At 42.3% G+C, this 22377-nt stretch carries 26 protein-coding genes; 18 read left to right on the top strand and 8 right to left on the bottom strand.

Annotation, left to right across the window (positions count from 1 at the left end):
• Position 1: 1 nt before the first annotated feature.
• Positions 2 to 214, top strand: a complete 213-nt coding sequence (locus tag HUS26_RS07940) for a DUF2922 domain-containing protein (protein WP_173916643.1) — start codon at positions 2 to 4, stop codon at positions 212 to 214.
• Between the two features lie 280 nt (positions 215 to 494).
• The gene (locus HUS26_RS07935) at positions 495 to 626 is read left to right on the top strand and encodes a YvrJ family protein (protein WP_082234349.1); all 132 of its coding nucleotides are present in this window, start codon (positions 495 to 497) and stop codon (positions 624 to 626) included.
• Positions 627 to 665: 39 nt separating this feature from the next.
• Here HUS26_RS07935 and lepB read toward each other — a convergent pair whose 3' ends face one another.
• Together lepB and HUS26_RS07925 are read right to left on the bottom strand one after the other, a co-directional pair.
• Positions 666 to 1187 carry a signal peptidase I gene (gene lepB, locus HUS26_RS07930; protein ID WP_173916642.1) on the bottom strand — a complete coding sequence of 174 codons (522 nt, stop codon included), beginning with the start codon at positions 1185 to 1187 and terminating at the stop codon, positions 666 to 668.
• Positions 1188 to 1293: 106 nt separating this feature from the next.
• The gene (locus tag HUS26_RS07925) at positions 1294 to 2451 is read right to left on the bottom strand and encodes an aminotransferase A (protein WP_173916641.1); all 1158 of its coding nucleotides are present in this window, start codon (positions 2449 to 2451) and stop codon (positions 1294 to 1296) included.
• A 102-nt stretch (positions 2452 to 2553) separates the two neighbouring features.
• Here HUS26_RS07925 and HUS26_RS07920 point away from each other — a divergent pair, with 102 nt between their 5' ends.
• From HUS26_RS07920 to HUS26_RS07905, 4 genes are all read left to right on the top strand, one after another.
• Positions 2554 to 2700 (top strand): FbpB family small basic protein, encoded by a 147-nt coding sequence (locus HUS26_RS07920; protein WP_173916640.1) that lies wholly within the window; start codon positions 2554 to 2556, stop codon positions 2698 to 2700.
• A gap of 318 nt (positions 2701 to 3018) precedes the next feature.
• Entirely contained in the window at positions 3019 to 3162 is a 144-nt protein-coding gene (locus tag HUS26_RS07915; RefSeq protein ID WP_173916639.1) for a DNA alkylation repair protein, read from the top strand.
• A 53-nt stretch (positions 3163 to 3215) separates the two neighbouring features.
• Positions 3216 to 3350, top strand: a complete 135-nt coding sequence (locus tag HUS26_RS20205) for a DNA alkylation repair protein (RefSeq protein ID WP_173918783.1) — start codon at positions 3216 to 3218, stop codon at positions 3348 to 3350.
• Positions 3351 to 3449: 99 nt separating this feature from the next.
• Positions 3450 to 3842 carry a hypothetical protein gene (locus HUS26_RS07905; protein ID WP_173916638.1) on the top strand — a complete coding sequence of 131 codons (393 nt, stop codon included), beginning with the start codon at positions 3450 to 3452 and terminating at the stop codon, positions 3840 to 3842.
• A 92-nt stretch (positions 3843 to 3934) separates the two neighbouring features.
• On the opposite strand, the gene HUS26_RS07900 is transcribed toward HUS26_RS07905, so the two are convergent.
• The 4 genes from HUS26_RS07900 to HUS26_RS07885 all read right to left on the bottom strand — a co-directional run bounded on the left by HUS26_RS07900 (position 3935) and on the right by HUS26_RS07885 (position 6267).
• Positions 3935 to 4150 carry a hypothetical protein gene (locus HUS26_RS07900; RefSeq protein WP_173916637.1) on the bottom strand — a complete coding sequence of 72 codons (216 nt, stop codon included), beginning with the start codon at positions 4148 to 4150 and terminating at the stop codon, positions 3935 to 3937.
• A 64-nt stretch (positions 4151 to 4214) separates the two neighbouring features.
• On the bottom strand, positions 4215 to 4682 hold the full coding sequence (locus HUS26_RS07895; RefSeq protein WP_173916636.1) for a YkyB family protein: 468 nt from the start codon (positions 4680 to 4682) through the stop codon (positions 4215 to 4217).
• A 72-nt stretch (positions 4683 to 4754) separates the two neighbouring features.
• Positions 4755 to 5324: an SCO family protein gene (locus tag HUS26_RS07890; RefSeq protein WP_173916635.1), complete on the bottom strand. Its 570-nt coding sequence runs from the start codon at positions 5322 to 5324 to the stop codon at positions 4755 to 4757.
• A gap of 85 nt (positions 5325 to 5409) precedes the next feature.
• Positions 5410 to 6267, bottom strand: a complete 858-nt coding sequence (locus HUS26_RS07885) for a metallophosphoesterase (RefSeq protein WP_173916634.1) — start codon at positions 6265 to 6267, stop codon at positions 5410 to 5412.
• A 234-nt stretch (positions 6268 to 6501) separates the two neighbouring features.
• Here HUS26_RS07885 and fadH point away from each other — a divergent pair, with 234 nt between their 5' ends.
• On the top strand, positions 6502 to 7269 hold the full coding sequence (gene fadH / locus HUS26_RS07880) for a 2,4-dienoyl-CoA reductase (RefSeq protein ID WP_173916633.1): 768 nt from the start codon (positions 6502 to 6504) through the stop codon (positions 7267 to 7269).
• Positions 7270 to 7513: 244 nt separating this feature from the next.
• Here the strand turns inward: fadH and HUS26_RS07875 are convergent, their stop codons facing one another.
• Positions 7514 to 8149 (bottom strand): hemolysin III family protein, encoded by a 636-nt coding sequence (locus HUS26_RS07875; protein WP_173916632.1) that lies wholly within the window; start codon positions 8147 to 8149, stop codon positions 7514 to 7516.
• A gap of 252 nt (positions 8150 to 8401) precedes the next feature.
• Here HUS26_RS07875 and cbpB point away from each other — a divergent pair, with 252 nt between their 5' ends.
• The 4 genes from cbpB to HUS26_RS07855 all read left to right on the top strand — a co-directional run bounded on the left by cbpB (position 8402) and on the right by HUS26_RS07855 (position 12441).
• Positions 8402 to 8851 (top strand): cyclic-di-AMP-binding protein CbpB, encoded by a 450-nt coding sequence (gene cbpB / locus HUS26_RS07870; RefSeq protein ID WP_173918782.1) that lies wholly within the window; start codon positions 8402 to 8404, stop codon positions 8849 to 8851.
• Positions 8852 to 9023: 172 nt separating this feature from the next.
• Positions 9024 to 10478, top strand: coding sequence for an MDR family MFS transporter (locus tag HUS26_RS07865; RefSeq protein WP_173916631.1), 1455 nt, complete (start codon positions 9024 to 9026; stop codon positions 10476 to 10478).
• Between the two features lie 65 nt (positions 10479 to 10543).
• Positions 10544 to 11263, top strand: a complete 720-nt coding sequence (gene dapD, locus HUS26_RS07860) for a 2,3,4,5-tetrahydropyridine-2,6-dicarboxylate N-acetyltransferase (RefSeq protein WP_173916630.1) — start codon at positions 10544 to 10546, stop codon at positions 11261 to 11263.
• Between the two features lie 62 nt (positions 11264 to 11325).
• Positions 11326 to 12441: an N-acetyldiaminopimelate deacetylase gene (locus HUS26_RS07855; protein ID WP_173916629.1), complete on the top strand. Its 1116-nt coding sequence runs from the start codon at positions 11326 to 11328 to the stop codon at positions 12439 to 12441.
• Positions 12442 to 12479: 38 nt separating this feature from the next.
• Here HUS26_RS07855 and HUS26_RS07850 read toward each other — a convergent pair whose 3' ends face one another.
• The gene (locus HUS26_RS07850; protein WP_173916628.1) at positions 12480 to 13322 is read right to left on the bottom strand and encodes a mechanosensitive ion channel family protein; all 843 of its coding nucleotides are present in this window, start codon (positions 13320 to 13322) and stop codon (positions 12480 to 12482) included.
• A 407-nt stretch (positions 13323 to 13729) separates the two neighbouring features.
• On the opposite strand from HUS26_RS07850, the gene HUS26_RS07845 reads away from it, so the two are divergent.
• The 7 genes from HUS26_RS07845 to HUS26_RS07815 all read left to right on the top strand — a co-directional run bounded on the left by HUS26_RS07845 (position 13730) and on the right by HUS26_RS07815 (position 22124).
• Positions 13730 to 14272 (top strand): peroxiredoxin, encoded by a 543-nt coding sequence (locus HUS26_RS07845; protein ID WP_173916627.1) that lies wholly within the window; start codon positions 13730 to 13732, stop codon positions 14270 to 14272.
• Between the two features lie 91 nt (positions 14273 to 14363).
• The gene (locus HUS26_RS07840) at positions 14364 to 14816 is read left to right on the top strand and encodes a redoxin domain-containing protein (RefSeq protein ID WP_173916626.1); all 453 of its coding nucleotides are present in this window, start codon (positions 14364 to 14366) and stop codon (positions 14814 to 14816) included.
• Positions 14817 to 15148: 332 nt separating this feature from the next.
• Positions 15149 to 16903 (top strand): ABC transporter ATP-binding protein, encoded by a 1755-nt coding sequence (locus HUS26_RS07835; protein ID WP_173916625.1) that lies wholly within the window; start codon positions 15149 to 15151, stop codon positions 16901 to 16903.
• An 18-nt stretch (positions 16904 to 16921) separates the two neighbouring features.
• Positions 16922 to 18754, top strand: a complete 1833-nt coding sequence (locus tag HUS26_RS07830; protein ID WP_173916624.1) for an ABC transporter ATP-binding protein — start codon at positions 16922 to 16924, stop codon at positions 18752 to 18754.
• Between the two features lie 228 nt (positions 18755 to 18982).
• Positions 18983 to 20344, top strand: coding sequence for a cytochrome ubiquinol oxidase subunit I (locus tag HUS26_RS07825; RefSeq protein WP_173916623.1), 1362 nt, complete (start codon positions 18983 to 18985; stop codon positions 20342 to 20344).
• Complete coding sequence (locus HUS26_RS07820) at positions 20344 to 21357, top strand: cytochrome d ubiquinol oxidase subunit II (RefSeq protein WP_173916622.1); 1014 nt, start codon at positions 20344 to 20346, stop codon at positions 21355 to 21357. The genes HUS26_RS07825 and HUS26_RS07820 overlap by 1 nt, the downstream gene beginning before the upstream one ends.
• Before the next feature lie 101 nt (positions 21358 to 21458).
• On the top strand, positions 21459 to 22124 hold the full coding sequence (locus HUS26_RS07815; protein WP_173916621.1) for a TrkA family potassium uptake protein: 666 nt from the start codon (positions 21459 to 21461) through the stop codon (positions 22122 to 22124).
• Positions 22125 to 22377 lie beyond the last annotated feature (253 nt).

The raw sequence follows: 22377 nt of genomic DNA, 5'->3' as shown, positions 1-22377 counted from the left end.
CTTGAAAAAGCTGGAGCTGAAATTTCTAAATGAAGAAGGCAAGATCGTAACGGTTTCTTTGGACAACCCAATTGAGCCGCCGGCAGAAGCAGACATCATTGCCGCTATGGACTCGATCATTGCCCAAAATTGTCTCTATTCAAGCGGTGGAGATTTAGTCGAAAAGAAGGAAGCACGAATTGTTGAAAGAAACGTAACGAATATTGAAATTTAATCCTAAAGCCGCTGCGACAGCGGCTTTTTCTTAAGGCTATGCTGCCTGGGGAATCTGCCGGACTCCTGCTTAAAAAAACGGTCGGCCTCCCGACCCCTAGAGAGGTCACGAGCGAGGAGAGTTTAATAAAGATGAAGTACGGTACGTTGTGTCCAACATTGAACGATCAAGCGTTTTGAGTGGCCGCTAAAAAGCGAACAGGAACCCTTGCTTTATTGGAACACCAATGCAGATACCAGTACTTTTCTATCAATTATAGAAAAAAAGAGGGGGTGTTGATGTGGAACAGTGGCTGCCGTTAATTACTGATCTGGGATTCCCTGCTGCTGTGACTTTTTATTTACTTCACCGCATTGAAGGGAAACTGGACGTATTAATAGAAGCTTTAAACCAAATTCCAAACAAGCTGTAAAAAAAGCCACCACAGCCTTTAGCAGCTGCGGTGGCTGATTTATTTTGTAAGTTCTACTTCATTAAAAGGAAAGATTACAAGTTCTGTTCGCCCGATAATTTCTTCTTCGGCTACAAACCCTAAACCATTTCGGCTGTCTTTACTGACGGAACGGTTATCTCCCATTACAAAGTAGCGTCCTTTTGGAACTTCAATTGGTCCAAAATCGCGGGTGTTCATTATTGCACCCTCATCAAGATAAGGCTGGTCGTGCTGCTGCCCATTTACATACAAATGGCTGTTGCGGATCTCAACGGTATCTCCGGGCTGTCCAATGACTCGTTTTACATAATTTTTAGTCGGTTTTTCAATAATGACAATATCATTATAAGAAGGTTCGTCTATATAATAAATGATTTTGTTAAACATTACGCGTTCTCCGCTTTCTAAAGTCGGATTCATACTGGCTCCTTCGACAATGGATGTGGCGAAGAAAAAAGTTCTCAGTATAAAAGCTAGAATGACTGCAATTAAGATCGCTTTAATCCATTCTATCCATTCATTTTTAGTGTTTTCAGACACTCTTAATCTTCCTCTCTAACTTAAACCAGGGTGCATATCGTTCCTTCTTCATTCTAGCATACTAAACGTATGAGCGTGGATGAAGAAGCAATAATGTCATAAAAAGTTAATTTGTTTGTTGTAAATATTTTTCCAGACGATCGAGACCGATTTTGAGTATTTTTTCACTATAAGCGTAGGAGAGGCGCATATAGCCTTCGCCGTAATTTGAGAAAGCATCTCCGGGAACGAGAGCTACTCCGGCCGTTTTCACAAGATCTACAGCCGCTTCAAAGGTCGTTTTCCCGTTGAGAGGAAACTTTGGGAAAATGTAAAAGGCTCCATCAGGAATTACATATTCTAATTCCATCTTATCCAGTCGCCTCGTCACATATTCCCTTCTCTTTTTATAGTCCTCTTTCATAGATTCGGGATCAAGCTTTCCGTTTTGGATCGCTTCAAGCGCCGCATATTGACTGACCGATGTAGCACAGGAAACATTGTACTGGTGAACTTTTAAAATATGCTTCGTCAGCCACTCAGGAGCTAGCAGGTAACCGATGCGGAACCCTGTCATCGAGTGGGATTTGGAAACGCCATTTACGACGATTACCTGGTCTCTCACTTTAGAAAAAGAAGCGATGGACGTATGGGACTGTTCATAAACGAGTTCACTGTAGATTTCATCAGCAATCATAAAGATGCCGTGCCGGTCAATCACTTCTGCTATGGCTTCAAGCTCACCATTTGTTAAAGATACGCCCGTTGGATTTGACGGATAGGGAAGGATGACACACTTTGTGTCCTTTGTGATCGATTGTTCCAGAAGGTCTGCAGTAAGCTTGAAATGGTTAGCCGATGTATCAATATGTGTCACTTTGGCTCCGGCTAGCTTGGCTAAAGGCTCATACCCCGGGTATACGGGGCCGGGAAGCAGGACTTCATCACCTTGTTCGATAATTGTCCTTAGAGTAATATCAATCGCCTGGGAAGCTCCGACGGTTACGATAATTTCATTGGCAGGATCATACTCAAGGTCGTATTTCTGAGAGACATGTTCACTGATCGCTTTTCTTAGTTCGAAAATTCCAGCATTATGTGTATACGTTGTATGGTTGTTTTCAATTGCTTTCACCGCCGCTGCTTTGACGTGAGCAGGTGTCGGGAAGTCTGGCTGGCCGATTGTTAACGATACCACATCATCATAATCGCTGATCATATTAAAAAATTGGCGGATGCCGGAGATTTGAATAGTAGACAAATTTTTATTGATTTTATGTTCCATAATGACCTCCATTAATTGTTAACAAAATGTTCAAACAATTTAGATTTATCTTTCAATTAATCGGGTATACTATAAATGTACAACTGCGAAAGGAGTTTGATCATGAGACCAAACCGGCCTACATTTGAAGAGCTTGTCAGCCAGAACAAGGAAGAGTTGTTAAAAGACCAGCAAGCTTTAGATAAAATAGATGACCTGATCGATAAAAAAAGGCTGAACCCAAAAGAAAAAAATAGAATGATAAACTGATCATATCACAGGAGAAAAGCAACCGCATAGCGTGGTTGCTTTATTTTAATGGGAGAAGCTACTAAAAAGGAAGTGTGCCTATGAAACGGAGCTGAGACCTTCATCAAGCTATTATTAAAGCTTTTTCAGAAAAGAGGCAGGCATTCAACAGAAAACCGATGGAGCAGCAAATGAGAAATCAGTATCCCTTCTTCAAAATTAAGAGACCTGAGGGCCTAAAGATCCTGCGGGAAATTTTAAAGAAATATAAGAACCATACTTTTACTAAAAGAAGTGCAGCCGCTTTTCTTCTATATAAAGAAGAGGAAAGAGAGTGCTATGACCGCACTGGCTGTCTTAGACCGGGATGAGAAAAAGGTTCTTCTTTCCGGAATCGGAGTCTATAAGAAGCTGCTGTATCTTCACCCCTGGTGGGATATCGTAGATATGATCGCATCAAAGGTTGTTCAGAGAATATTATAAAAAGTATCCCGAGCTGTTAGTTCCCATAACGAAAAAATGGGTAAGGTCTTGTAATCTATGGGTTCACCGCACGAGTATTCTCAAGCAGCATTGAGAATGCGGTTGGCTGGGCATTAAGAGAGTACAGCAAGACAATTCCTAGTACTGTGGATACTTACATAGAAAACAACGAACTTCGGCCTCTGTAACCGAACGGAAGGATTGAAGTGGGATTGGAAAGGTCTGTATAAAAACCAGAACAGGCGTCTAAACTGATGGAAAACAAAGGGAAAGGGATTTTTTAAGTCATGTTTAATTTCTCATTCATGGATTCTTTATTTCAATGGTTTGACCCCAATCTTCTGCAAATATTTGGACTGCAAGCCTGGCAGTTTTTATTTGCGTTAGTCTTCTTATTAGTAGCGGCCTGTATGTGGGTGTTTCGTCCTTTTCTCGAATGGGCGATGGCCAAGAACTGGAGTACGCTGCTCAGTTATTTAGGAAGCCTGTTACTGGCCGTAGTATTTTTGCAGTTTATTGACCGTTATGCGATGGTAAATCAGCAGTCTGTCCTGCCTGATTATTTCTGGTCGATCAGCCTGCTTGCGATCAGTTCCTATGGAGCAGGTATAGTGCTCTTTAGAAGCTTCCGTAAAGTTACACAAAAACTATTCAAAAGAAATAAGCGAAAAGTGGCTTAACTACCATTCTAAGAATGGCAGTTTTTCCCTCGTCTTTAATACTGTGGATTAGGCACATTAAATAAACAAGGAGCCCGTTAAAGGCTCCTTGTTTATTTAGTCGTTTTATCCATTTTGTCAAATAAGGTGTCATGCCACTTATATACATCCTTCGAAATATCTTCCGGACTTCTCCCAAATGGATGGGCTTCTTTCACACGTTCTTTTTCTGCTGCTGTTAAATGCTCATATGAAGATCTCATTTCTGTGCCGGCTTCTACATATTTGTGTAAGTGGTAGAGAAAGTCTTCCATTGCATTCATCGTCATGCTATCACCCTCCTGATAGCTGTTTACCTTTTTTATCCTGTTCTAAAACCTTTGCAAGCGTGTCCTACCTTCTTTTCTGCCTTTGGTTCCATGGAGTGATGTGCTGCTGGCCTAAAAAGGATGGCGGGCTTTGACGGGCTCCTGCAGCCACTGTGTTTCGCTGCGGGTTCCAGCCTAGATAGCTGTATAAGATTTTTTTGGCTCGCGATAGGGAGAGTTTCGGTTTAGGGTTTCGGTAAGACTGGTCGACACGGCCTAAATGCTCCAGCTGCTCAAAATCTTTCTTTTCTGCGGGGATGTGAAAGTAGTATCCTCCCACCTCGATAAGAAGTGTGGAGTGCTGTTTACTATATTTCGGATGGTCTGAATAATGCAGACCAATCTTTTTGGCTTTATTTTCTTTGAGAAGCTTTGATATGGCTTTCTTCTTTATTTCATACAGATGCTGAGGCTCCGGGGCTGTCTTTGCATGACGGTTGACGATAAAAAGGGACTCGGCAAGCTCTCGATTGGAAACATCCATATTTTTCATGGCCAGACTCCTTTCTTGAATTTTATTCCATCCTACCGAAGAAGGGAAATTTTTGCAAAGGAAAAATGTATTTTATTGTAATTTTTTCAAGTCTTCGACAATACTAGTCATTTCCGCTGCTTTTGTGCCATCATAACTTTTAATCACTTTTCCTTTAGGTGTTACTAAATAGAACGCAGTTCCATGAGCTACTTGATTGGTTCCTTCTAATTTTTTTAAAGGGGACTGAAAGGATTTAATCGATAATTCTTTGACATCTTTAAAGGCGTAGCCTGTTAAGAAGTCCCAATTATCAAAGTCGGCATTAAACTGCTTCGCAAACTCTGTCAGCCGATTTTCCGTATCATATTCCGGGTCAACAGAAAAGGATACGAGGTGGACTTCTACATCCTCTTCTTTTGCCAGCTGCTGCAGGCGGGCCATATTGTTCGTCATCGGCGGGCAGACCGTGTCACACTGTGTGAAAATGTGATTAGCCACCCAATACTTGCCTTCGAGATCATCCGGAAGGTTCACCACCTCACGTGATTGATTGGTAGCTGTAAATGGATCGACCTCGCGGGACATGTTCTCTTCGATTGGTGAGCCGCATCCGCTAAGCAGGGCCAGGCTTAATAGAATAATTGCTGCATATAATTTCATAAATCTTCCTCCGATGTAAGCCTTTAAGTTAGTGTATCACGGTTTAAAGTAAGAAGCCCTTAACATTTCTGTGACAGATGAAATGTTAAGGGGTGGATTGTAATGTAAATACAGAGAATTCAGGCTGGCATAAAAAGCGGTAAGGCATTCGAGTGGTTCCAATTCCGCGGCTGATGTAGAGCGTTAATTGATCACTGATCGCATGTTTACCGTCCACATACTTTTCTCCATAAGGCGGGGTAATCATTGAGCCGATCAAAGGGAGCCGCACCTGTCCGCCATGGCTGTGCCCGGAAAGCTGAACATCGACCGGGTATTTCTTAATCACATCAGCGATATCTGGTTCGTGGACGAGTAAAAGAGTGAATTGGTTTACATCTATGTTTCCGAGCGTTCCATTGATATCAGGTGAGCCAAGCATAATATCATCCAAGCCGGCTAATACAAATTGTTCTCCGTTTTTCTCTATCGCCTTCACGTCATTTTTCAACACCGTAAAACCGCCATCCGTCATTACGGCTTGAAGGGTTTCTGTTCCATAGCCGCCATGGTCGTGATTTCCATAGATCCAATACTTGCCCAGAGGTGCACTGAGCTCGTTTAAAATAGCCGGGAGTTCCCCGGAAAAATGATAGGTTTGCGGCTCATCCACTAGATCTCCCGTAAACAGGATTAGATCAGGAGATTCAGCCTGGATTTTTCTCGCAAGCTCTCGAAACTGCTCGAGACTGTAATTAAAGCCTAAATGCAAATCAGAGAACTGTACGATTTTCAATTGGTCAAAGGAGGAAGGAATCTTCGGATGTTTTAGTATGTAACTTTGTTTCCTCAGCATATCCGGCTCGATATAACGGGCATAGTAATAACCACCGCCTGATAAACCAAGAAGACCCAGCCCGCTGTAGAGCATCTTCTTCAAAAAGCTGCGCCTAGTCAGAATCATAATGGTGTTCCTCCCTTTTCTGGCTGTTTTATTTGGATTTTTCATAAAAAAAGAAGGGAGAAGCGCTCGTTCGCAGAACTCCTTACTTTTCTATAATTATCAAAATGGTAGTTTAACAGAGTCTTTCTGATCAAAGCTATTATATCATCTTTATCTTTTTTTATTAATATTTTGAAAAATGAACAGGAATTCAGTTTTTTTTATGGAATTTTAATAAAAGGGAGGAATGATATTATGAAAGATCAAGTCATCATCGTAACAGGAGGTTCAAGCGGAATGGGTCTGCATATGGCCGAGAGGTTCCTTAATGAAGGGGCGAAAGTTGCCATTACCGGCCGCAGTCTTGAACGATTGCAGCAGGCAAGGGAACAAATTGCAAAAGACAGGGAAGATCGCCTTCTCCTGATCGATATGGATGTAAGAGAACCAGAACAAGTGCAGAGAATGGTTGAACAAACCGTACATACATACGGAACGATTGATCATTTAGTAAACAATGCGGCAGGTAATTTCATCGTGCCGGCTGAAGAACTTTCACCAAACGGATGGAACTCTGTCATTAATATTGTATTAAATGGTACGTTTTACTGCAGCCAGGCTGTAGGGAAGTATTGGATCGACAATAATATTAAAGGATCAATCTTAAATATGGTGGCGACGTATGCCTGGGGAGCCGGCGCAGGAGTCGTTCATTCAGCATCCGCTAAGGCCGGAGTGCTTACAATGAGCCGTACGCTCGCTGTGGAGTGGGGAAGTAAATACGGAATTCGGGTAAACGCGATTGCCCCAGGCCCAATAGAACGAACAGGAGGGGCCGATAAGCTGTTCCAGTCAGAAGCTGCAGCCAAGCGGACGCTGAATTCTGTTCCGCTTAGAAGGTTAGGAACTCCGGAAGAAATTGCCGGATTAGCGCGCTTCATATTGTCTGAGGAAGCGGCGTATATGAATGGCGAAGTTGTGACACTCGACGGGGGCCAATGGCTGAACAAATTTCCTTTTTAGATTTCTCTTATTAAAATAGAGGACGGTGTCAGTTGCATTGTTATTGACTAAAAAAGCATGGAAAACGGCGATCCGAGACTCCGCAGCTAGTTTTCGCGAGGAAGCTCTGTCGTTCGTCCGCGACAAAGGGATACGTTTTCCATGCCTCTCTTATTAGATATCAACAATAGTTTCCATTTAATGAGCTTTAACAATAAAAAGCTGCCCCGACAAGTCAGTGGTTAGACTTTTAGGACAGCCTTGCTTAAATAACGTAGAAAAATATAGTGAAAAAATGAAATATTGATCCGCCTAATACGAACAAGTGCCAGACCATATGATGATAAGTGAAGCTTCGCCATACATAAAAAACAGCCCCAATCGAATATAAAACTCCGCCGACCACTAAATAAGTAATTCCAGCCGCAGGCACCTCAGCTGTCAGCGGCCCCCACGCTAAAATAATTAACCAGCCCATCAGTACATAAAAAACGGTCGATAAGACGACAAACCTTTTTACGAAAAACACTTTAAAGATAACCCCGAGAATGGCCATTCCCCAAACTATCCCAAACAGTGTCCAGCCAAGCGTTCCGCGTAAAGGGATTAACAGCATCGGCGTATAGGTTCCGGCGATAAATAAGTAAATGGCCGAATGGTCAAAGATTTCAAACAGGTCCTTTGCTTTACCGGCAGGAAAGCTGTGAACGAGCGTTGAGGACACATAGAGCAGCACCATCGTTCCTCCGTAAATAGATACTGAAACAATATGCCATGCTGTTCCTTCTAAGCTGGCGTAGACGATCAATAATACGAGCATTGCAATACTTAAGAGGACTCCAATACCATGCGTAACGGCATTGGCTATTTCTTCTCTTTTGGAAAAAGTGTGCGTCATCATTTATTATCAGCCCCAAACTTTTCATTAGAAACAGTATAGACCTAATCGGCAAATTTATAAAGAAATCGACGATAATAGTGGTTTAATTACTATATTAATATGGGTAGAAAAAGGTGAACGAAGGATGATGAAGCAAGAAAATTTTGGAGAATACATTTCTATGGACAATGAAAGTATGTTACTATAGGAATGTATGTGTTCGAGCGTTTCTTAGCTCCTTCAGCAATGGATTTAAAGGAGTGTGAATGAGTGATGATAAGCGTACAGAGTGAAGAATTGGACTTTCCAAAGGTAGAAGAATTAATGATACCTGCGGAGAAAGTTGCTCATGTACAAATAGGGAATCCACTAGATCATGCGTTGCTCGTATTGTTGAAATCAGGATATTCCGCAGTGCCCGTTTTAGATGCTAAATTTAAGTTTCAAGGAGTTATTAGTAAATCAATGATCCTGGAAGAGACCCTCGGGATTGAGCAATTTGAATTAAACCATTTAAACGATATGACTGTAGAAAAAGTTATGGATAATAGCGTACCTTGTTTACAAAGAGAGCATTCAATGATTGATGCATTGCACAAATTGATTGACCACCCGTTTATCTGTGTCGCAAATGATGAAGGTGAATTTGACGGGATTATTACAAGACGCACGATTTTAAAACAGTTCAGTAAGTATTATCACGAAATCTGGAAGCGAGCGTAAGAGAAACGGTCATTTCTTGATAGAATCAAAAATGGCGCCTGTAGCGGGCGCCATTTCTTTATTTTTGGCTTTAAATATGGCACAGGGCTGCGAGATGAGCGAAAGAGATCAGATTCGCTCTTCTTTTAGCGTAAGCCTATGTCTTTAAACGGGGAAGTTTAGAGGTGATGGAATGAAGCGGGGTTTTGTATTGGGATCGATAATGCTGGCTATGTTTTTAGCAGCGATGGAAGCTACGATTGTATCAACAGCCATGCCGAGTATTGTAGCTGACCTCGGAGGCTTTCGTTTTTACAGCTGGGTCTTTTCGGCTTACTTATTAACGAATGCGGCTACCGTGCTCATGTTTGGAAAACTATCTGATAAATTCGGGAGAAAACCGATTTTTATGATAGGCATATCGCTTTTTTTAATAGGATCAGTGCTCGCTGCTCTCTCTCCATCGATGGCTGTGCTGATTAGCGCACGTTTTGTCCAGGGATTAGGAGCTGGTGCTCTTATGCCGATTGCAACAACGATTGTAGGAGATATTTATACGAAAGAAGAGCGGGCGAAAATTCAAGGATATTTATCAAGCGTGTGGGGGATATCCGCAGTAGCAGGACCTTTAATTGGCGGCTTGTTTGTGGATGTGCTCAGCTGGCCGTACGTTTTTTGGATTAATATTCCCTTAGGGCTGCTGGCGCTGTTCGGCATTTTAATCTTTTTTAAAGAAAACAAAAACAGAGAAACAAACACGGTGGATATCAAAGGGTCGCTCTATTTAACGTTAACCGTAAGTGTCTTAATGTTTATTTTAGTCGAAGGCGGCGTAAGAGTGCCGTGGACTTCGCTGGCTATGTCCGCCCTTCTTGGTGTTGTTACGGTAAGTCTCGGTTTATTTATCCATTCTCAGCGCCGTACTGAATCACCTATGATACCGCTTCGCTTATGGAGCAGTCCGGCCATTCGCTATGCGAACTTAACCTCACTGACGACCGGGATGATATTGATTGGAGTATCCAGCTATCTGCCGGCATTTGTCCAGGGTGTTATGGAACAATCTGCAACAGTGGCAGGCTTCACCTTAACGACTATGTCGATTGGCTGGCCGATTGCCGCTACTCTCGCAGGACGGCTGCTGCTTAGGATCGGCTTTCGGCTCACTTCTATCTTCGGCGGCCTCTCGTTAATCATCGGAGCGCTCCTTTTTACAATGCTCTCTCCGGAAAAAGGCCCCCTGTTTGCTGCAGCCGGCTCTTTATTTATCGGGATAGGAATGGGGCTTTCAAGCACGTCGTTTATCGTTTCCATCCAGCAGTCGGTCGACTGGAAAATACGCGGAATTGCGACTGCAACGAATATGTTTATGCGCACTCTTGGCAGTGCTGTCGGTGCAGCATTGTTTGGTGGAATTCTTAACAATAGAATTCAGGCAAAAATTGAAGATGCAAATGTAGACGGGGACTATACCGTTGATTCCGTGAATCTTCTATTAGATGAGAATACGAGAAGCGAATTAACTGAAACGACGATGGACGTGTTTAAAGATGGTTTAACATCAGGGCTTCATAATGTCTATATTGGCTTACTTATTTTAGCAATAATAAGCCTGCTGCTAATTTTTCGGCTTCCTAGAGGGTCGTAGCTTGTCACATATTATCGGCTTTGATAAAGTAAAGGTGGTAACTTAACTTGTAGAGGAGGATACATATGAAACAAATGGATGCAAACGAGATTATTTCTTTTATCTCAAACAGTGAAAAGTCAACACCTGTGAAGGTTTATATAAAAGGAAAGGACCTTTCTGGAATTGATTTCGGGGAAGGGGTTCAAGATTTCATCACTGAAGATACAGGTGTTATTTTCGGTGAGTGGAAAGTCATCGAACCGCTTTTAGAGAAATACAGCAATCAAATTGAGGATTATGTACTGGAAAATGACCGCAGAAACTCCGCGATTCCATTGCTTGATCTTAAAAAAGTAAATGCACGTATTGAGCCGGGTGCCATCATCCGTGACCAAGTAGAAATCGGTGACGGTGCTGTTATCATGCTTGGAGCAAGCATTAATATCGGTTCTGTTATTGGAGAAGGCACTATGATCGATATGAACGTTGTGCTTGGAGGACGTGCAACTGTAGGTAAAAACTGCCACATCGGTGCTGGAGCTGTCCTTGCCGGCGTGATTGAGCCGCCATCTGCCAAGCCTGTCGTTGTTAAAGACGGAGTTGTCATTGGAGCGAACGCTGTTATTCTTGAAGGAGTAACAGTTGGAGAAGGTGCCGTGGTAGCTGCAGGAGCGATCGTTACAGCAGACGTGCCAGCCAACACACTTGTTGCCGGAACTCCTGCTAAAGTGATCAAAGAGATTGATGATCAGACGAAATCCAAAACAGAAATCAAACAAGAATTAAGAAAACTAGATAACTAAATAGAAATGCAATAAGACCTTGCTTACTTTTAGCAAGGTCTTTATTGCACACGGAGGATCCAATGAAATTAGAACAGCTGACTCAAATTAGAAGAGATTTGCACAGGATACCTGAGCTCGGGTTTCAGGAAGTAAAAACACAGGCGTATCTGCTTCAATTTATTGAAGACCTCCCGCAAACGCACCTGACTGTTGAGACGTGGAGAACCGGAATATTTGTCTATATAAAAGGAACAAATCCCAAAAAAACAATTGGCTACCGGGCAGATATGGACGGCCTTCCTCTTACCGAAAATACGGGATACGACTTCGCTTCTGAGCACCAAGGAAGGATGCACGCGTGCGGGCATGATTTTCATATGACGATTGCGCTAGCTGCTCTTAAGGAACTGGCAAGTCGTCCGGCCGAAAACAACGTGCTGTTTTTATTTCAGCCGGCTGAAGAGGGGCCTGGGGGTGCAGAGCCGATGCTTGCTTCAGAGCCTATGAAACGCTGGAAGCCCGATACGATTTTTGCCTTGCACATTGCCCCGGAACTCCCAGTAGGTACGGTTTCATCAAAACCAGGCCTGCTGTTCGCTAACACAAGCGAACTATTTATTGATTTAAAAGGAAAAGGCGGTCATGCAGCCTATCCGCACCATACGAAGGACATGGTTTTAGCTGCAAGCTCGTTAGTTACACAGCTGCAGCAAATTGTCGCGAGAAGGGTTAATCCATTAGACAGTGCGGTGATCACAGTTGGTAAGATTACGGGAGGTACTGTACAGAATATTATCGCCGAAGAAGCAAGGCTTGAAGGTACCATCCGTACGATGTCGCCTAAAGCGATGGAGGAAGTTAAACAGGAGATTGAAAAGATTACTCGAGGCGTTGAAATTGCCAATGACTGTGAGATTTCTATTGACTACGGAGCGAACTATTACCAAGTATTTAATGACAAACACGCGGTAGAGAAGTTTTCATTCATTGCCAAAGAGGAAGGATATCACTATAAACAAGCAGACGCAGCGATGACCGGTGAAGATTTTGGATATATATTAAGGGACATACCAGGTTTTATGTTCTGGCTCGGTGTAGACTCAGCTGCCGGGTTACACCACTCGCAGCTTAAGCCGGACGAAGGAGCGTTGCAGGTAGGAGCCGATCTTGTAGCAGCAGCTCTTCACAAGCTGTAATATAAAAAAGTCCAGCGAAAATAGCTGGACTTTTTGTATTATTCTTCTGTTTTACTTACGAATATTTGGTGAGGGTATGGAATCTCAATTCCAGCTTCCTCCAACGCTTCCTTCATTGCTTTTCTCAAATCTCTCTCAACGCCCCACTGCTCCATGTTCTTCGTTTTTCCAAGAATACGAATAACCACTTCAGATTCACCGAGACTTTGAACCCCAAGTACGTCAGGTCCTTCAACGAATCGAGGATCCGTTTGGAAACGGTCAGCTACCCCTTTAAGGACGGTCATAGCTTCGTCGATATTTTCATCATAGGCAATTCCAATATCCACAAGGGCCTGCATATTGCCTCGAGAGTGGTTGCTCACGCCTTCAATATAGCGGTTTGGCACAAAATTTAAAGTGCCATCAAAACTTCTAATTTTTGTTGTCCTGATTCCTACTTCTTCAACAATTCCGTCATACCCTGCGGTAGTTACGTAATCGTCGACCTCTACCTGGCGTTCAAGAAGAATAAAGAATCCCGTTACAATATCTGATACTAAGCCTTGAGCACCAAAGCCAATAGCAAGTCCCACGATACCTGCGCCGGCGAGCAGTGGTCCGATGTTAATATTGACAGCTCCAAGCAGCATTATGATAAGAACAAATATAAGGGTATAAGCGAAAATATTTACCGATAATTTCTCTAACGTTTTGGTGCGCCCTTCTGAAAGTTTACGCTGTTTTCCCATTCGAATAAGGGCGGCGCTGATTGCTTTTTTGCCGAGCGGCCCGATAATTGCGAAGGCTATTAAAATCACAAGGATCTTTAACCCAGCAGTAATCATCCATTCCACTAGTACCGTGATATTAAATTCAAATCCTTCTTCAAATAAATTCATAAACGAACTCCTTTCAACAATGTTTCCTTCACATCATAGCGGAAAGGTGAAGGTAGTTTCAATAATTTGCTGGTTTTTGCAAAAAGAAGTCGATTCGAAATAACGGTACCAGGTACCGAGAGAAAAAGAGAGAAAAAGTAACGGTACCTGGTACCAAGAAAAATAAGAAAAAAACAACAGCTGCCGTTTCCTGTCGAAATTGATAAAAGCATATCATTTTACATTAGCTTTTTGATCATGTTTAATAGGACGTGACATTGCCCATATTAGTAACGAGGTATTTAAATTAACCTAGATTAAACTAATTGTAATTTAACATTGACTATAATTAAAATTCTCGTTATACTATTGGGTGTGATGGTTGATCAATGTTGAACAATGTTTAAAAACATATGGAGGGATTCTTAATGGCAGAACGTATGGTAGCAAAACAAGCACCACGCTTTGAAATGGACGCAGTGCTTCCTAACAAAGAATTTGGTAAAGTATCTCTAGAAGAGAACATGAAAAATGATAAGTGGACAGTATTATTCTTCTATCCAATGGACTTCACTTTTGTATGTCCAACGGAAATTACTTCACTATCTGACCGCTTCGATGAATTCGAAGATTTAGATGCAGAAGTAATTGGAGTATCTACTGATACAATCCACACTCACTTAGCCTGGATCAATACTTCCCGTGAAGATAACGGTCTAGGTGACCTTCAGTATTCTCTAGCGGCTGATACAAACCACCAAGTAGCTAAAGACTACGGTGTACTAATCGAAGATGAAGGTGTTGCACTACGCGGACTATTCATCATCAGCCCTGAAGGTGAGCTTCAGTATCAAGTAGTTAACCACAATAACATTGGACGTGACGTAGACGAAACACTACGTGTACTTCAAGCACTTCAAACTGGCGGGCTTTGCCCAGCAAACTGGAAGCCAGGTCAAGAAACTCTATAATAGCTTCCTTAAATAAATAGGTATGAAATGGTCTAACTTTCACGTTAGACCATTTTTTCCATTGAAATGGATGATACGAGGAGGAAATAGAATGAAGTTAAGATCACCTATGCCAGAATTGCCAGAAGCTACGAAATGGTTGAACAGTGAACCTTTAACTAAAGAAGATTTAGTAGGCGGCAAGCCGACTCTTATTCATTTCTGGTCTGTCAGCTGCGGGCTCTGTAAAGAAGCGATGCCTAACGTTAACGAGTTCAGAGATGAATACAGTGACGAATTAAACGTAATTGCCGTTCACATGCCTCGTTCTGAAAAAGATTTAGATCTTGATCAGATTAAAGAAGTAGCTGAGGAACACGGCATTACTCAGCCAATCTACGTGGACAACGCACATGCTTTGACAGATGCATTTGAAAACCAGTACGTGCCTGCTTATTATGTATTTGATGAAGAGGGAAATCTTCGTCACTTCCAAGCCGGCGGCGGCGGTATGAAAATGCTTCGCAAGCGTGTAAACCGTGTGCTCGGTGTTAACACAAAATAATGAACGATACAAAAAGCTGTCGAGATTTACTCGTCAGCTTTTTTTCTGTTTTTAGATTTTTTCAGTTTGCCCATGGAGAGCGAATCGTTTCCCCAGACCCTATCTCCATTTTCCGTAAACGGAACGCTAGTACTTTCGCATACATAGGTATAACTGTTTTGCGTTATCTAAAAAGAGCTGCGTTTCATGCATTAAAAACTCAAATTTTCGCAGATGAAGATAAATTTTGCTTTTCCTTCAAATTTTTTAAAAATTTCAGTCAAATGGGTGGTAATTTATTTCGATACCCGATATATTAATAATTACGTTAAAAGAAAGGGAGGGAAACCTAAATGGATGTATTTAAAAGATTGAAATCGTTTTACTGGCCTTTTAAATCGTATTTTTTCTGGTCACTGTTTGCTTTGCTTTTTGTAACAGGGATCACGGTCACATACCCAGTGGTGCTCAAAATTACGATCGATGATGTGATTGGCCAGGAAAGGTATAACTTGATTCCATACATCAGCGCTGTTTTTATCATACTTATGATTATTAAAGGAATCGCTACTTATTTTCATCAGTATTTAGGGGAATTCTTTGGTATTAAATCTGTTTACACGCTGCGCGATGAGCTTTATAAGAAGCTCCAAAGACTTCCTTTTAAATATTATGATAATGCGAAGACAGGCGATATAATGTCCCGGCTCACGGCAGATGTAGAAGGTTTTCGCTTCTTTCTTGCCATGGGTTTTTCGGAGCTTATTCGTATCACGCTGCTGATTGTAATCAGTTTATCCGTCATGTTTTACTATTCCATCCCGCTCGCACTAGTAACGATGGCAGCGATGCCGTTTTTAGGGGCTGTCGTTTTTCAGTTTGACCGCCGTGTCCATCCGGCTTTCCGTAAAATAAGAAAATCGTTTGGAAAGCTTAACACACGGGTTCAGGAAAACATCAGCGGAATGAATACTGTAAAGTCCTTATCGCGTGAAGATTTTGAAGTGGGACGTTTTCTTGACCGCAGTGCGCATTACCGTACGAACTACATTAATACCTCAAATATATGGGCGAAATATTTTCCGCTCATGGAGTTTATAGGCAATGTTTGTGTCGTCGCACTGCTTGCCTACGGAGGTTATCTGGTAGTCGATGGATCTCTTCTGTTAGGGGAGTTAGTCGCCTTCTTCAGTCTAGTCTGGTATATCCTCGGGCCTCTGATGAACTTAGGGTTTGTCATCAACTTATTCTCCCAGTCTAAAGCTTCAGGTGAGCGTTTACTCGAAATATTAGATGCTCCTGAAGATATTCAGGAGAAAGAAGGGGCCATCGTACAGGATCGGCTTTTGGGGCATGTTACTTTTGAAAATGTCACGCTTACTTATACAGAAAATGATGACTCGGCTTTAAATGATATCAGCTTTGATGCCCCGCCAGGGAAAACAGTAGGCTTGATCGGTGCTACCGGTGCTGGTAAAACGAGTATTACTCAGCTGATCACAAGGTTCTACGAGCCGGAAAAAGGCAGAGTATTGGTTGATGGAAAGCCTGTAGCTGACTATGGTCTTAAAACACTGAGAAAAAATATTGGATTCGTTCTACAGGAGTCGTTTTTATTTTCAACTACGATTAAAGAAAATATTGCTTATGGAAACCCTGATGCCACAATAGAAGATGTGAAACAGGCAGCCAAGAGGGCTCAGGCCCATGAGTTTATCATGGATATGCCTGACGGTTACGATACGCTGCTTGGAGAACGGGGTATGGGGCTTTCCGGCGGGCAAAAGCAGAGAATTGCGATTGCACGCGCTATTTTAATAGATCCTGCGATATTAGTGCTGGATGATGCGACTTCAGCTGTAGATATGGAAACTGAATTTAAGATCCAGACTGCTTTAAAAGAGGTCATGAAAGGAAGAACGACGTTTATTATCGCTCACCGGATTTCTTCATTAAAGCACGCTGATGAAATTCTTGTTTTAGAAGATGGCAGAGTCCTAGAAAGGGGCCGTCATGATCAGCTTCTTCATAATGGCGGACCTTATCAGAGAATTTATGATATTCAGTACCAGGATAAAGAGAAAATCATGAATTCAGCTAATATTTAATGTAAGGAGGGAGAGCCAATGGCCCGAAAACCAAAACATGTGCCTGAAACAAATAAGCACTTAAACCGTTTTAAATACACCCAGGACCAGGCGATTGAAAAACCATTCAACTGGGCACAGATGCTTCGGCTTCTAAAATATGTAAAACCGTATGCCAAAACACTGATACCGGTATCGATTATTGCAATGCTCATATCCACGCTCGTTCGGCTGGTTGTTCCAATTTTAATCGGTAAGGTGGCAATTGATATAGCCATCGCCGATGGAAACAATAACCTGCTCATACAGCTCGTTATAGGCATAGCGGTTCTATACTTGTTAAGCTATGTGGCCAATGTACTGCGCATCAAATATGTAAACATTCTCGGTCAAAACGTTATTTACGATTTGCGCCAGCATTTATTTTCTCACGTGCAGCGCTTGAGCCATAACTTTTTCGATAAGCGGTCGGCAGGATCGATTCTTGTGAGGATTATGAATGATATCAATTCCCTGCAGGAGCTTTTCACAAATGGTATTATTAATGTCCTGATGGATATCGTTATGCTGACAGGAATTATCATGATTCTGTTTGCGCTAAGTCCAAAGCTTGCGATCGCAATTCTTGTGATTATGCCAATTATGTTTTATATCTCTACAAAGCTGCGCCGGAACATCAGGCGTTCCTGGCAGCAGGTTCGTATCCAGCAGTCGCGGCTGAACTCCCATTTAAATGAAAGTTTGCAGGGAGTTAGAATCACTCAATCCTTTTCACAGGAAAGAGAGAATTCCGAGTACTTTGACGGAGTGAATACAGATAACTTCCAGTCATGGAATGTAGCGACTAGAAAAAGTGCGATGTTTCGTCCGTTTGTTGAAATGTGCAATGCTGTCGGTACGGTAATTTTAATATCCTACGGTGCTTTTCTAATTTTACAGGGAGACATTACAAACGGTACCTTTGTTACTTTTGCTTTTTTCCTCGGCATGTTCTGGGAGCCAATTTCACGACTGGGACAGATGTATAATCAGCTGCTCATGGCAATGGCGGCTTCTGAGAGGATCTTTGAATTCTTAGATGAAAAGCCTAACGTTGAAGAGAAAGAAAATGCGGAAGAGTTAAAAGACATGCAAGGCCATATTGAGTTTGAAGGTGTGCAGTTTGCTTATGATGATAAGCGGATTGCCCTGCATAACATCAACATTGACATTCCATCAGGCGAAACAGTGGCTCTCGTTGGGCATACTGGATCTGGCAAATCAACGATTGCTAATTTGATCAGCCGTTTCTATGACCCGACAAAGGGTGCGGTTAAGATCGACGGCCATAATTTACAAGATGTCACGATTGATAGTGTGCGCCAGCAGATTAGTGTCGTACTTCAGGACACATTTATATTTTCAGGTACGATTATGGAGAATATCCGTTTTGGGAGGCCGACCGCATCAGATCAGGAAGTTATGGAAGCCGCCAAAGTTGTCGGTGCCGATGATTTTATAAAGAGACTGAATAAAGGCTATGAAACAGAAGTGGAAGAGAGGGGCAGCATCCTTTCAGCTGGAGAACGGCAGCTGCTTTCATTCGCAAGAGCATTGCTTGCAGATCCGCGAATATTAATCTTAGATGAAGCAACAGCAAGCATAGATACAGAAACAGAAATGAAGATTCAGGATGCGCTTAGACGCCTGCTTAAAGGAAGGACGGCGATTATTATCGCTCACAGGCTTTCAACCATTAGGGAAGCCGACACGATTTATGTTCTTGAGCAGGGAAAAATACTTGAACACGGATCTCACGATGATTTGATGGAACAAAAAGGAGAATACTTTGAATTAGTAAAAGCCCAATTTCAGATGCTTGATGCGATTTAATAGCCGCTGTGTTTAAACAGCGGCATTTTTTTGTGCGGATTGTGGTATAGGTCTATAGTACAGGTCGATTTAATCGACATTTTTCTTATTATTAGGTAAGATTACATTAAATCTTGACTTTGTGAAGTTTGTCACAAAATCGTCATGTCTCTGGGGAAAAGGAACCGTTATCACGTTTTATAATTGGTGATGAGTATTTCAGCTTGTTATGTAATTGGGGGAATAATTATGTTCTTTGACGATCCGGTATTAATGAGCCGGCTTCTTACTTCCTTAACACTCGTTTTTCACATTATCTTTGCTACGGTAGGCGTAGGAATTCCTGTAATGATTTCTATTGCCGAACTTATTGGTATTAAAAAGAAAGATCAGCATTTGCAGCTGCTGGCACGGCGCTGGACCCGCGGTATGACAGTAACTATCGCTGTGGGAGTTGTAACAGGTACAGCAATCGGTCTTCAGCTTTCCCTGTTGTGGCCTAACTTTATGCAGATTGCAGGTAATGTGATTGCCCTGCCTCTGTTTATGGAAGTTTTTGCATTCTTTTTTGAAGCTATCTTCCTGGGGATCTACTTATATACGTGGGATCGGTTTAAAAAGCCGATTTATCACTGGCTGCTGTCAATTCCTATTATTCTCGGTTCAACGATGTCCGCATTTTTCATTACGACTGTAAATGGTTTTATGAACACTCCTCAGGGCTTTGAGCTAGATGGGGATACGGTATCAGCGATTAGTCCGCTGGCTGCAATGTTTAACCCGGCTACTCCGACTAAAGTTTTTCACGTCGTATCCTCGGCTTACTTAACATCGGCTGCCATTTTAGCGACGATTTCCGCAGTTATGATTCTTAAGAAAAAAGGCTCTGCATACCACAAGAAAGCCTTGAAACTAACTGTAACGGCTACGTTTATCTTTGCCCTGCTGACAGCGGTAGCGGGTGATTTATCCGCGAAATTTCTCGCTGAATACCAGCCGGAGAAACTGGCTGCCGGGGAATGGCATTTTGAAACAGAAGAAGGAGCAGATCTGGTTCTGTTCGGCTATCTGGATGAGAATAATGAGCCCCAGGCAGCTTTAAAATTGCCGGGAGCTTTAAGCTTTTTAGCACATGGGGACTTTAACGCGGAAGTCGAAGGACTAAATGAAACACCAGTGGATGAGCAGCCGCCGTTATGGATTCACTACATGTTTGATTTAATGGTATCCATCGGCTTTTATCTACTCGGGATATCTGCTTTATTTCTCCTATTCTGGAAGGTGAAAAAATGGAATGAAGAAAATAGATGGCTGCTCTGGGGAATTGCCGTAAGCGGACCGCTGGCCATGCTAGCGATCGAATTTGGCTGGATTTTTGCTGAAGAAGGCCGTCAGCCGTGGATTTTAAGAGGATTCATGACAGTCTCTGAAGCGGCAACAACCTCTGACCATGTCGGTCTTATGTTCATTCTGTTCATCGGTTTATATACTATCCTTGGTTCAGGATGTATTACTGTCCTCCGTAAAATGTTTAAAAACCATCCGGCAGAGGCAGAGTTTGAAAACCGTTATCCTGATGAAGCTGCCGCTTTAAAGGAGGGTGATCAATAATGGGCTATGAATATATTGGCATAACTGTGCTCTGGTTCTTCCTTTATGGCTATTTAATTGTAGCTTCGGTCGATTTTGGCGCAGGTTTTTATGCGTATTATGCTAAAGTGACAAAGAAAGATCATATTATGAATCAGTTAATCTCAAGGTATCTATCCCCGGTGTGGGAAGTAACGAACGTATTTTTCGTCTTTTTCTTTGTCGGGATTGTCGGTTTCTTTCCGGACTCTGCCTATTATTACGGTCAGGCCTTGTTAATACCAGGAAGCATCGCGATCGTTCTGCTAGCTATTCGAGGGTCGTTTTACGCGTTTGAAAACTATGGTTCAAAAGATAACCATTTGTATATGTTTTTATATGGGGCAACGGGCTTGTTAATTCCTGCCTCTCTTTCTACAACTTTAACGATTTCTGAAGGCGGCTTTATAGAAGAATCGGCCAATGGTGTGAGGCTTTTGTATGGAGAACTTTTTACAAGCCCTTATTCCTGGAGTGTTGTGGTTCTTGCGATCGTTTCCGTGCTGTATATTAGTTCAATGTTCCTTACGTATTATGCTTCAAAAGCGAATGACCAGCCGGCTTTAGAGCAGGTAAGGAAATATGCCCTGTTCTGGAGTTCTCCAACGATTATTGCCAGTTTAACTACGTTTATCGCACTCAGTCAGCACAACCCTGAGCACTACCAAAAGGCGATTGACTTATGGTGGGTGTTCGGTCTATCTGTCGCATTCTTTATAATTGCGGTACTCTTAATATATGTTAAGAGATTCTATGGCTGGGCTTTTGTGGCGGTAATGCTTCAATTCTTTTTTGCCTTTTTCGGCTATGGAGCGTCTCACCTGCCGTACATTCTTCAGCCTTACATTACGCTCACGAGCGGAGCGACAAATGAAACAATGGGGATAACGCTGATCATTGCCTTTATCGGCGGCCTGTGTTTACTCATCCCATCATTGTATCTGCTGATGCGTCTCTTCTTATTCGACGCTGATTACGTAAAGGGAAACAAATAGAGGGAACGGCTGATCAGCCGTTTCCTTTTTTCTTTTTGGAGTTTTCTATAAAGAGTGTGATAAAATAACGATAGATTTTATAGAATGTTGGAGGCGGACATATGAAGAGAGATTTTGCTGTAATCGGCTTAGGACGCTTTGGCGGAAGCATCTGCCGAGAGCTCAGCCGCGAAGGCATGGAAGTTCTGGCTATTGACTTAGATGAAGATAAGGTAAATGAATTTAGAGATATAGCCGCCCATGCGGTAATTGCTGATTCGACAGATGAACATGTGTTAAAAGAGCTGGGGATCAGAAACATTGACCACGTGATCGTAGCGATCGGTGATAATATTCAAGCGAGTATGCTGACCACGTTAATGCTTAAAGAATTAGGGATCAAAACGATTACTGTGAAAGCTCAAAATGATTATCATGAAAAAATATTAAATAAAATCGGCGCCGACCACGTTGTCCACCCGGAAAGAGACATGGGAAAGCGGATTGCCCACAACATTATTTCTAATAACATTCTCGATTATATTGAGTTATCAGACGATCATAGCGTAGTGGAAGTAAAAGCAGGAGACAAGATGAGCGGCCAGACGCTTGTGGAACTTGATATCCGCGCGGAATACGGCTGTAACGTCGTAGCTATTAAGCGTGCCAAAGATATTATCGTATCCCCTATGGCCACAGAAAGAATACAAGAGAATGATGTGTTGATCGTTATTGGAGCGGATAAAGACATCAGCCGTTTTGAGAAAAATCTAGTCGTAGAAGATTAGAGCCTTATCTCAGGAAATCGAAAGCCCGTGCTGCGATGTCTCGGATCGCTCGTTTTTTAGCTGGTGTTGCAATATTCACTCCCATGCCACGTAATCGTTTAAGACTTATTACTGCCCGGCAAGGTGGTAATAAGTCTTTTTTTATTGTCGAGGAAATTATAAAATTCCAAGCTGTTTATATAGGTTTAAAAGAGCGACATCCAGCTCCAGCATCCAGATACTCGCGTCATAAGCCATCCGCCCTGCGGAAAGG

The sequence above is a fragment of the Halobacillus sp. Marseille-Q1614 genome, assembly GCF_902809865.1.
Lineage (GTDB): Bacteria > Bacillota > Bacilli > Bacillales > Halobacillaceae > Halobacillus_A.
This window is presented reverse-complemented; position numbering and strand designations above follow the sequence as displayed.

What these genes read in the sequence shown, in the direction of transcription:
- HUS26_RS07925 (WP_173916641.1), bottom strand. Translation starts at nt 2,451, where the DNA reads ATGGAACATAAAATCAATAAAAATTTGTCTACTATTCAAATCTCCGGC.
- HUS26_RS07920 (WP_173916640.1), top strand. Translation starts at nt 2,554, where the DNA reads ATGAGACCAAACCGGCCTACATTTGAAGAGCTTGTCAGCCAGAACAAG.
- HUS26_RS07915 (WP_173916639.1), top strand. Translation starts at nt 3,019, where the DNA reads ATGACCGCACTGGCTGTCTTAGACCGGGATGAGAAAAAGGTTCTTCTT.
- HUS26_RS07905 (WP_173916638.1), top strand. Translation starts at nt 3,450, where the DNA reads ATGTTTAATTTCTCATTCATGGATTCTTTATTTCAATGGTTTGACCCC.
- HUS26_RS07900 (WP_173916637.1), bottom strand. Translation starts at nt 4,150, where the DNA reads ATGACGATGAATGCAATGGAAGACTTTCTCTACCACTTACACAAATAT.
- HUS26_RS07895 (WP_173916636.1), bottom strand. Translation starts at nt 4,682, where the DNA reads ATGAAAAATATGGATGTTTCCAATCGAGAGCTTGCCGAGTCCCTTTTT.
- HUS26_RS07890 (WP_173916635.1), bottom strand. Translation starts at nt 5,324, where the DNA reads ATGAAATTATATGCAGCAATTATTCTATTAAGCCTGGCCCTGCTTAGC.
- HUS26_RS07885 (WP_173916634.1), bottom strand. Translation starts at nt 6,267, where the DNA reads ATGATTCTGACTAGGCGCAGCTTTTTGAAGAAGATGCTCTACAGCGGG.
- fadH (WP_173916633.1), top strand. Translation starts at nt 6,502, where the DNA reads ATGAAAGATCAAGTCATCATCGTAACAGGAGGTTCAAGCGGAATGGGT.
- HUS26_RS07875 (WP_173916632.1), bottom strand. Translation starts at nt 8,149, where the DNA reads ATGATGACGCACACTTTTTCCAAAAGAGAAGAAATAGCCAATGCCGTT.
- cbpB (WP_173918782.1), top strand. Translation starts at nt 8,402, where the DNA reads ATGATAAGCGTACAGAGTGAAGAATTGGACTTTCCAAAGGTAGAAGAA.
- HUS26_RS07865 (WP_173916631.1), top strand. Translation starts at nt 9,024, where the DNA reads ATGAAGCGGGGTTTTGTATTGGGATCGATAATGCTGGCTATGTTTTTA.
- dapD (WP_173916630.1), top strand. Translation starts at nt 10,544, where the DNA reads ATGAAACAAATGGATGCAAACGAGATTATTTCTTTTATCTCAAACAGT.
- HUS26_RS07855 (WP_173916629.1), top strand. Translation starts at nt 11,326, where the DNA reads ATGAAATTAGAACAGCTGACTCAAATTAGAAGAGATTTGCACAGGATA.
- HUS26_RS07850 (WP_173916628.1), bottom strand. Translation starts at nt 13,322, where the DNA reads ATGAATTTATTTGAAGAAGGATTTGAATTTAATATCACGGTACTAGTG.
- HUS26_RS07845 (WP_173916627.1), top strand. Translation starts at nt 13,730, where the DNA reads ATGGCAGAACGTATGGTAGCAAAACAAGCACCACGCTTTGAAATGGAC.
- HUS26_RS07840 (WP_173916626.1), top strand. Translation starts at nt 14,364, where the DNA reads ATGAAGTTAAGATCACCTATGCCAGAATTGCCAGAAGCTACGAAATGG.
- HUS26_RS07835 (WP_173916625.1), top strand. Translation starts at nt 15,149, where the DNA reads ATGGATGTATTTAAAAGATTGAAATCGTTTTACTGGCCTTTTAAATCG.
- HUS26_RS07830 (WP_173916624.1), top strand. Translation starts at nt 16,922, where the DNA reads ATGGCCCGAAAACCAAAACATGTGCCTGAAACAAATAAGCACTTAAAC.
- HUS26_RS07825 (WP_173916623.1), top strand. Translation starts at nt 18,983, where the DNA reads ATGTTCTTTGACGATCCGGTATTAATGAGCCGGCTTCTTACTTCCTTA.
- HUS26_RS07820 (WP_173916622.1), top strand. Translation starts at nt 20,344, where the DNA reads ATGGGCTATGAATATATTGGCATAACTGTGCTCTGGTTCTTCCTTTAT.
- HUS26_RS07815 (WP_173916621.1), top strand. Translation starts at nt 21,459, where the DNA reads ATGAAGAGAGATTTTGCTGTAATCGGCTTAGGACGCTTTGGCGGAAGC.